Origin of the sequence: Synechocystis sp. LEGE 06083 (assembly GCF_015207725.1) — a bacterium.
In the GTDB taxonomy this organism is placed as follows: Bacteria; Cyanobacteriota; Cyanobacteriia; order Cyanobacteriales; family Microcystaceae; genus Synechocystis; species Synechocystis salina.
On the sequence record NZ_JADEWJ010000156.1, the window covers coordinates 1 to 9,139 of the forward strand.

At 45.0% G+C, this 9,139-nt stretch carries 9 protein-coding genes; 1 reads left to right on the forward strand and 8 read right to left on the reverse strand.

Features of this window, described 5'->3' with window-relative positions:
* Positions 1–58 precede the first annotated feature (58 nt).
* Complete coding sequence (locus tag IQ219_RS12395; RefSeq protein WP_194072802.1) at positions 59–706, forward strand: cofactor assembly of complex C subunit B; 648 nt, start codon at positions 59–61, stop codon at positions 704–706.
* Positions 707–868: 162 nt separating this feature from the next.
* On the opposite strand, the gene IQ219_RS12400 is transcribed toward IQ219_RS12395, so the two are convergent.
* From IQ219_RS12400 to IQ219_RS12435, 8 genes are all read right to left on the reverse strand, one after another.
* The gene (locus tag IQ219_RS12400) at positions 869–2,074 is read right to left on the reverse strand and encodes a hypothetical protein (protein WP_194072803.1); all 1,206 of its coding nucleotides are present in this window, start codon (positions 2,072–2,074) and stop codon (positions 869–871) included.
* An 81-nt stretch (positions 2,075–2,155) separates the two neighbouring features.
* Positions 2,156–2,833, reverse strand: coding sequence for an ATP-binding cassette domain-containing protein (locus IQ219_RS12405; RefSeq protein ID WP_194072804.1), 678 nt, complete (start codon positions 2,831–2,833; stop codon positions 2,156–2,158).
* 53 nt (positions 2,834–2,886) lie between these two features.
* A complete protein-coding gene (gene devC, locus IQ219_RS12410) occupies positions 2,887–4,056 on the reverse strand; it encodes an ABC transporter permease DevC (protein WP_194072805.1) in 1,170 nt (389 codons plus the stop codon).
* Between the two features lie 161 nt (positions 4,057–4,217).
* Positions 4,218–5,498, reverse strand: coding sequence for an HlyD family efflux transporter periplasmic adaptor subunit (locus tag IQ219_RS12415; RefSeq protein WP_194072806.1), 1,281 nt, complete (start codon positions 5,496–5,498; stop codon positions 4,218–4,220).
* A gap of 64 nt (positions 5,499–5,562) precedes the next feature.
* Positions 5,563–5,766, reverse strand: coding sequence for a hypothetical protein (locus IQ219_RS12420; protein WP_194072807.1), 204 nt, complete (start codon positions 5,764–5,766; stop codon positions 5,563–5,565).
* Positions 5,759–7,006 (reverse strand): glycosyltransferase, encoded by a 1,248-nt coding sequence (locus tag IQ219_RS12425; RefSeq protein WP_194072808.1) that lies wholly within the window; start codon positions 7,004–7,006, stop codon positions 5,759–5,761. The genes IQ219_RS12420 and IQ219_RS12425 overlap by 8 nt, the downstream gene beginning before the upstream one ends.
* A 95-nt stretch (positions 7,007–7,101) precedes the next feature.
* Positions 7,102–8,253, reverse strand: a complete 1,152-nt coding sequence (locus IQ219_RS12430) for a beta-ketoacyl-ACP synthase III (RefSeq protein WP_194072809.1) — start codon at positions 8,251–8,253, stop codon at positions 7,102–7,104.
* A gap of 102 nt (positions 8,254–8,355) precedes the next feature.
* Positions 8,356–9,139: hypothetical protein (locus IQ219_RS12435; protein WP_194072810.1), on the reverse strand; the 784-nt coding region annotated here is incomplete at its 5' end.

Sequence of the window (9,139 nt, forward strand, 5' to 3'; positions counted from 1 at the left end):
CCCTAACTCTGCCTATTTCCCCAAGGGATTTCCAGTCCACCTCTAGTTAATTATTGCCATGAGCGCAGATCCCAATCGTATTGTTCGTTTGTTACCCCTGGGGGCGGGCACTGTGGGGGGACTGTTGCTACTGATTAACCGCCTTTCCACGCCGATGTTGACCCCATCCCAAGCTCGTTCCGATGTGGTGGGGGTAATCTTGGCGGGCATGCTGGTGTGTGTGTGGCTAATTTGGCAACGGATTCAGCCCAAGTCACCGGAAGCGGTGGTACTCGAAGGCAAAGAGGGTTTTGATTTACTGGACAGTCTGCCCCAGGACTTGAAAACGGAGTTAGCCTGGGCCTCCCATTTATTGCTGACCAATACGGTGACTCAAACCATGGTGGTCTATTACGATCGCCAGGTGTTGTTGCGCCGGGGCATTTTGAGTGGGCAACCAGAAGTGAAACCAGGGCCCATTGTGGAACGGGTAATGCAAACCCAAAAGCCAGTTTATCTAGTTAATCTTCCCCTTTATCCCGGTCGGGTGGAATTTGATTATTTACCAGCCAATACCCAAGGTTTGATCTGTCAGCCCCTCGGCGATCGGGGCGTGATGATTTTAGGAGCCAATATCCCCCGCAGTTACACCAAACAGGATGAAAATTGGGTTACAGGCATTGCCGATAAAATTGCCCATAGTTTAACCACCGTGAGGGTTTTATGAGATATTTTATTCGCTGAAAGTGACTTTTGTGGATATATTTACTAATTCCCTCATTTTAGCGCCGCAAGTGGCGAGGAATTCGACCCAGAGAAGAGAGATTAAAAAACCTCTCCTGTAAATTGGGAGAGGTTTTTGATAGTTATGGACACTCAGGATAGTGAGCTACACGGTTCTAGCGAATTTGTTAAAGGCCCGGCGATTAGCCTTTAAAGTTTTTGGAATAGAATGGGCTTCTGCCATTATGCTCCACTCCTTATTTACCGGCCATAAGTAATCAATAGTCGAAAAGAAACGCCGCAAGTCATTCAATAACCGGGTGACATATTCCAAGGAGACATGAAATCCTTTGTGTTCGCTACAGGCGCATTTTTCAATCCAATCCAAAGCCTCCGTGGTGGACATCCCAAATACTGAAGATCGAAGGACGCTATACAGAACGGGCATAAACAGCTCATCTTTGAGGGGTGCCCCAGGGGCCAAGCCAGATAAACTACCAGCCCCGTGTTTTTGATAGTTATAGATGACCGTATTCATCAAAAACTTTTCGTAGGCAGATGGCTTCGCAAACTCTTTATAAAGTTCCTTGCCAAGTAACTGAGAAATAGTAGTATGGAATGACTCATCCAAAAGGTGGTAACGGGAAATGGCCGTCGGTGCCGGAACATGAGCACCGGACTTTTGTAGCTTACGGCAGTGTAAAGAATAAACCTGTTCTTTATTTTTGAGGGAAATATTGGCAATATATCGAGCACAATAGTATTGAGACGCCAGAAAGGGAGTACTGCCCCAATTGATGCTGAGAAATTTTAGGGTTAGATCCGATCCCATATAGCGAGCAACACCATCCCGCAGAACATCCAAGGTCTGCTTGCGGTATTGATCTCCATTGACGTCAGCATTCCCAAAGATGCCCTCTTGGACAATGCGATCAATATTCTGAAAAGCATGAATATGGTACCGTTCTTGATTGGTTTCCAGATCCAGCTCGTGGCAGAGGGAGTCAAATCCTCCCAGGGAGAAGAAAACGTTTGCCGTGACTTGATTAAAAAGAATGGTGCTTGTTTCGCTGGCCGCAACGAGATTATACTGCCCAATCCAGTAGAGATGATTCAGAACCTTTCTTTGCGACTCTGAAGACTGCTCGTAAAGAGGTGTTCCGTACAAAAATGATAATTCTGGAGAGCCCCAATAATAATCTTTTTCAACCGAGTAGTTGAAAGCCTTTTCCAACTGTTCAATTTTTTCGGTGTAGTCAGATTCCGTGTTGTTGTGGTAGGTTTTTTCGATGATCTGGGTAATCTTACGATCTTTACCCCGAAGATGACTAAAATCTAAGTTTTCAACAGAGGATGACGTTGCAGAAACCATGGATTTACAAATAAATAGAAATAATACAGGGTGGACTCTTTTTGTGCCAAGCCTTATAACTACCCCCACTATAACACTGCTCTAAGTTTCGTACAGTCGGCCATCTTCCATGCTGAGAATGCGGTGGGCAATGTCAAAAATACGGTTATCGTGGGTGACCAGGAGAACCGCACTTCCTTGTTCCTGGGCCAGTCGCTGGATGAGATTAATAATCTCCCGACCGGTTTTGCTATCCAAGGATGCAGTGGGCTCATCCGCCAAAATTAGCTTGGGACTATTGACCAAGGCTCGGGCGATCGCCACCCGTTGTTTTTGTCCCCCCGATAGTTGGTGGGGATAATACTCTTTCCGTGATTTTAAACCGACAGCATCCAGGATGCGATGGGCTCGCTCTGTTGCTGGGCCAAGGTGAGGTTCTTCCAATAGCTCCGCCGACATTCTGACGTTTTGCAGAGCCGTCATAAATTGGAGAAGATTATGGGATTGGAAAATATAACCAATTCTCCGGCGAACATCCACTAATCGGGCCTCATTAGCTCGATACAATTGACGATTGAGCACCAGGGCATTTCCCTCCGTAATGCTCCTCAGAGCGCCGATCAAGGACAGTAGGGTCGTCTTGCCCGAACCCGATTCCCCCGTTAGTAGAACAATTTCCCCTTCATTGATAACCAGATTAATATCAAATAAAACCTGCTGCCGGAGTTGTCTATGGCCGTAATAGTGGTTGAGATTACTAACAAAAACAGCGTCATTCATGCAAAGTAAGTGAAATTGCTCCTGGAGTTAAAAATATATTAACTGCTTCAATTCTAATAAAACACATCCGCCGGATCAGCATCCTGAAGTTTACGAATGGCAATTCCACCCGATACAAAACACATCAGACATGATAGCAACAATACAACTATTGCTTTGTTTGCATCGATATAGACAGGAAGATTGGTGGCATCCCTGGCCAATTTGGTGGCAAAACTCGTAAAGATAATACCCGGAACATAGGCAAATAGGGCTAAAAAAACAGCCTCTTGAAAAACAACTCCGAGTAGGTAGCGCTGTCGATAACCAACGGCCCGCAAAGTTGCATATTCCGACAGATGCTGAGAGATGCTACTGTAGAGCACTTGATAGGTAATCACCACACCGACAGACAAACCGATTCCGACTCCTAAAGCAAAGACAAAACCAATGGGACTGCCCGTGGCCCAGTAGTTTTTCTCAAAGGCAAAAATTTCTGCCTTTGAAAAAACCTTGACATCGTTCGGTAAATAATCCCTGAGTGCTTCCAGGGTGATATCCAACTTACTTTTGTCTTGGAGTTTAATGCCCCCCAAATTAATAAATCCTTTTTTGCGTCCCGGTAATATCCGCCGGAAGTTTAGATCACTGGTAAGAATAGTGCCATCGGCACCAAAGGATATGCCTAAAGGAAACAAGCCAACAACGGTCACTTCGCGATTACTAGAACCACGATCGCCAATTTCGGTTGTCAATTCTCCCTTTTGCTGGAAAATCTCTGGAATGGGGCCATACTCTGCCCGAGAATGCTCATTAAAAAGAACCGTATCTGGTAGTTGCAGTCTAAAGCGATTTTCTTCAACTGATTTCAAATTAAATACAGACTGGCTGGGGTTGACGCCAATAACATAAATACTCCGCCAATAGTTTTTTTGAACTGGATTACGCCACTGGGCAAAGCCTAGATAGAGGGGGATTACTTCCGCAACATTCTCCACGGCCAGGGTCTGACTTAGCCTTCGTTCCGGAAAGTTTTCCATGGCAATTAAAGCTGAGGAGCGACTACTCAGAACGAAAATATCCGCATCCAGAGGCTCGTACAAAGATACGGCACTATCGAAGAGAGCATCCTGAAAGCTCAATTGCATAAAAATTAAAAATATTGAAAAACAGACCCCCGCCACCGCCACCGCGAGACGCAGTGGATAGAATTTGAGCTGAAGCCAAGCAGTAGGTATCTTCACAGAAAAAAACTAACAATTTTTTTTAATGTCAAATGTTTACTTCCAAGCTAGGCAGTCACCAGTTTAATCTAAAAAAACATGGTGTTGACCGCTCCAATCAAATCAGCGAAATAGCTAGAGCTAGTCGAAGGACATCTTACCAGGCCACCGATTTTTGCCGCTTAGCCTTGTAGCTTTGAAGAATTAGTTTGAATAATCACCTGAGTCTTAAGATTGGTTAGCCGTGAAAGATCAATTTTATTTTGGCTCTCCTCCGACAGGCGGATATCCACTTCGACTACCCTGGCATCGATATCCGCAACGGGATCGTTATCAAGAATTGTGCGACGACCGATTTGATGACCAACGGACTCAACCACCCCTTCCAGTGGCTCAGGAAAAGCCGGATTAGAAATGTAGGCTTTCTGACCCTTTCTGACATTGATAATATCGGTTTCATAGACTTCCGTCCTTACGTACATTGTTTGAGTTTGTCCAATCTCAACAATGCCTTTATCACTAATCCTCTCGCCTGGATAGGTATAAATCTTGAGGACTTGTCCATCAGTGGGCGAAACAATTTTAGTTAAATTAAATTCGGCCTGAGCTTGTTTGAGTTGCGCCATTGCTTCCTGTACCTGGGCTTCTGCGACGGCCAGATCAACTCCCCTAACTTCAGAAATTTCATCCAGAGTTCCCAGGGCCTGATTTTGTTGATCATTGAGCGTTTGCACAGTCCGACTCAGATTTGCCCTGGCCTCCGCAAGTTCTTCTTGGCGGCTGCTAATAATTCGTTGCAAATTAGCTTGGGCCTCTGCTAGTTCCCGCTCTAGTTGTTTCGGCACCAAACAGAACCGATCATATTCGGAGGCAGAAGTACCTCCTTGTTCAAAGAGCAATTTGTAGCGCTGGCATTCTGAATTGGCATTGTTGTACTCAATTTCCAGCTTTTCTATGGATTTTTCTTGAGCAATTTTCTCCCCTGCTAATTCTGCAGTAATCCGCTGAATAGTTGCATTCTGGATGCTAATTTGCCCCTCTAGCTCGGACACAACACCAGATAATCGAGCTTTTTGCGCCGAAATTTGCCCCTGCTTGGCCCCCGCCTGTACCTGCATTAACTTGGCTTGGGCTGTTTGCAGTTGGGACTGGGCAATCCTTACCTTTGATTCCATTGTGGCGTAGTTATCCAGAAGGGCCACCACCTGTCCAGAGCTGATAAATTCCCCCTCTTTGACCAAAAGTCGCTCAACCCGACTGCCCTTACCATCGGGACTAAGGGGACCAGAAAGTCTCCGAACTTCCCCCTTAGGTTCCAGATAACCAATGGCTGCCACTCGGGATGGCACATTGGCTTGCTGACCATTGAGATCTGCCGCTGTCGAGCTTTGATTCTGTTTATTATCACCAGACTGGGACTGAGAATCAGATATTCTGCTGGGGGGAAAACTAAACCACCCCAAAATCCCGACCCCTGCGAATACAACACCAACAACGAGGAAGAGAACGAGCCTGCTGCTTGAGGAATTATTCGGGAAAACTGACTTCATTGCGATAAATCCTCTGCAATGCTACGGCGATCGCCATTCTGTAAAAGTGGCTAGTCCATGGTAGCACAATCATCCCGACGTGTATAGTACAAGGGATAATTGTCAGTTGCCTTATTTCGTTTTTCCGTTCCGAATTATCTTCATACTTTTTGGAGTTGGCCAGGGAAGATAATTTAGACACAACTCTCAATAACTTCCACTGCTTTCTGTAAACCTCCTGCTTGCTCAATGTCAGTCTGGATACGTTGAGCGTTTTGGCGATAAATTGGACTATCCAAAATCTTCTCAATAACGGCCCTTAGATTCTGAGAAGAACGGCGGGCGATCGGCAGGGCTTCACCAGATTTTGTCCAGGCAATGCGAGCTGCCACACTCGGTTGATCTCCCGCCACCGGCAAGGCAACTAAGGGAACACCATTTTTCAAGGACTCCAAAGTCGTATTAATACCAGCATGGGTAATAGTCAGCGAGGCTTTTTGGAGTAGTTCCAATTGAGGTGCATAATCTACCACAATGACATTGTTAGGCATATTATCTAGTTCTTCAGACTTTAACCCACCACCGAGACTAATCACTGTCTGTACATTGAGGTCTTTGACTGCCTTTGCAATTCGTTGAAAGAGGGTTTGATCTAAATTAAATGTGGTTCCCAGCGAGGCGTAAATAAGCGGACTGCCATCTAATTTTTCAAAGGGAAAAGGAATATGGGGACGGCTTGATTCATCTAAAAAAGGTCCCGTAAAAATAAATTGTGGAGGTAATTGATGGCGGGGAAACTCAAATGACTGGGGAACTTGGCAAATTTGAGCAATGGGAGAAAAAGCCTCATCAGGATGATTTAAGACTGGTAAGTCCCAGTCCTGCCGATATTTATCTATAAGTTGGTGAATTGGACGACGGGCCTGATAATACGCAAAATATCCCATACGATTACGCGCTAATGCCCAACCTTCTTTCTGAAAAGGCCAATCTGTGAAGCAAGGAGGGACTTGTAACTCATAGTTAAGTGGAGAAATAGCGCAAGTGGTGACAAAGGGAATTTGTAGATACTCAGCAACGCTTCCAGCTTCCGGGCAAAGTTGCTCCACTAGCAACGCTTCAACACCATGAGACTTGACAAGGGAGGGAACTTCCTTCAATACAACTTGGGCGAAGGCCAGTAAACCATCTCGCGTGTACATGCCTGCCTGAACGCCCTCAAGTTGAGCTAATTTTTCCAAAAAGGCAGGTAATGTACCCTTGGGAAATTCTTCTTTTCCGATTACTTGTACCTGGATGGCTGACTGAGGAAATTTCTCTTTAAAGTCGTCAACACAAAAAAGAGTTACCTGATGTCCTTTTTTGGACAAGGCCTTGCCCAGTGCAACCATCGGATTAAGGTGGCCTGTCGATTGAGGACAAATCAGTCCGAAATGAGTCATGGAGTTCTCTCAAAGTAACCGTAAATAATTCAGTTTTGATGACTATGAATATGGTATTTATCTAGTGATCAGACCCCCTGGCTCTGCTCAATGACCTAAATGACAGTAAAGTGCATATAAGCATAGGAAAAGCGGGCACTTTCTGGAATAATGCAGAGAATTTTTTGGCCTTTCTCCAGACGTCCAGAATTAAACAATTCCTCTAACATAATCCAAATAGAAGCAGCTCCAGTATTGCCTTTGTATTCCAGATTGGTAAACCAACGCTCTTCTGGTATGAACATGCCAATTTCTTCCATTTGTAGACTTAAATCTTTTTTGAAATAACCAGAAGACATGTGAGGAAGAAACCAATCAATTGTATCGGGATCTAAACCATACTTTTTCTTGGTCTTTTCCAGACCTCGCTGACCCATAAGAACAATGTTGTCTGCAAGCAGTTTAACGTCTTGGTTAAGATCAAAATAACCTTCATCAAAAGCTTCCTTAAGGTTATTGATATTTTTCCAGCCTTGAACATTGCCATCTTCCAGCTTGATACAGCCTCCGTACATACAGGTTTCTAGTTCATTGGCAAAGGAAATATAATCGACCCAATCAATCTGTAGAGAAATACCTTCGTCATTGGGCTTATTCTCAATGAGAGCGGCCCCTGACGCATCGGAAAGCATCCAGCGCAAAAAATCCCTTTCGAATCCGACAATGGGTTTATCGTCCAGTTGGGCTAATTTAGCATCTATTTCCGGTTGGAAATGTTGGGAGCGGAGGATACTGGATACTTGCTCTGAGCCAGTCACCACGGCATTACGAGCGAAGCCCAGACTAACATTCATGTAGGCATATTTAAAGGCTGCAACTCCCGAGCAACAAACACCGCTCGTGGCGATGACTTCGCAGGGGGGATTTCCCAAGGCGCCGTGAACCATCAAGGCATGGTTCGGAATCATTTGGTCTGGGCCAGAAGTTCCACAAGCCAAGCAGTCCAACTGACTGAGATCAAAGCTTGAATTTTTGACAAGAGTTTTAATTGATTCAACCGTTAGTTCCACATTGGTGTGGGTAATATTTCTATTTATCGGATCAATAGCGTAGTGACGAGTTTTAATTCCATTGTTTCTTAAAACTAACTTCTTTGCCCGTGATGGCTTGTCATTGATTAACCCCAAGACATTCTCAATCTCAGCATTATTAATCGGTTCGTTGGGAAGAAAAGCTCCCATTCCATTGATATAAGCCTTTGTATTCATTCAGGGTTGCTCCTCTGTAACTAGGTTATTATTATTTATCCGGGCGATATATTGCCCTGAATTTTAGTTGCCTATCTACTGAATTAGCCTTAGCCTATAAGGCTAATCAAAGGACTGTTTTTGCAGTTTTAGGGCGTAGGATTCTAGAACCGGGTTCAAGATAGGATGAAATAATATCCTGATGATTGTACATAGCAACAATACTATCGGCAAGGCAATAACGAGTTGTAAAGCAAATAACCAAACCAATAAAGTCCTGACGGGAGATCCGGACGGGCCACCTAAGCGGATCAGTTTAGCCCAAGGCCGGTAGAGAGTAATGCCAACCCATTCAGGTAAAATGTAGCGTTTATTGACTTGGACGGGGTCCATACCGATAAAGAGCGGTGGTGGTTGCGGCAGAGACAATTGGGGTAAATAGTCCACTAATTGCTCGCCAAACTGTGACACAGATTTAATATCCTTCTCCGCAAATCCTCCAGGAGGGAGAACCCCTAAAGCCGAGTCCTTTTTCCCCGTGAGCACTAGGCGGGGAGTAGTGATAAAGGTAGCCAAAGGAGAGCCTTGATGGGTCACCACTATTTTTCCAATTAAATGGCCGCCGAGGTCAATCAGGGTTTGTTGCAATTGCTCTGACGCAGAATGCCACATATTGCGGCAGGCAATGAGGGTGATAACGGGGGTATTCCGCAGGACCTGGGCATAGGGTGACTTCATGAAAGCCTGAATGGGGAGGGATGGGGCCAAAAACCAAACTTGATAGGCCAAGATAATCAGGTCAAAATGCTGATCAGGTTCAAAGGAAGGAGGTAAAATCTCTGGCGTGTCTCCGTTAATACAATCGGGAAAAACATCAAAGAAGCGAAAGAGATTCCAGGGATAGGGA

Excerpts from the sequence above, each read along its gene's own strand:
- IQ219_RS12400 (WP_194072803.1), bottom strand. The coding sequence starts at position 2,074 with ATGGTTTCTGCAACGTCATCCTCTGTTGAAAACTTAGATTTTAGTCAT.
- IQ219_RS12395 (WP_194072802.1), top strand. The coding sequence starts at position 59 with ATGAGCGCAGATCCCAATCGTATTGTTCGTTTGTTACCCCTGGGGGCG.
- IQ219_RS12425 (WP_194072808.1), bottom strand. The coding sequence starts at position 7,006 with ATGACTCATTTCGGACTGATTTGTCCTCAATCGACAGGCCACCTTAAT.
- IQ219_RS12430 (WP_194072809.1), bottom strand. The coding sequence starts at position 8,253 with ATGAATACAAAGGCTTATATCAATGGAATGGGAGCTTTTCTTCCCAAC.
- IQ219_RS12405 (WP_194072804.1), bottom strand. The coding sequence starts at position 2,833 with ATGAATGACGCTGTTTTTGTTAGTAATCTCAACCACTATTACGGCCAT.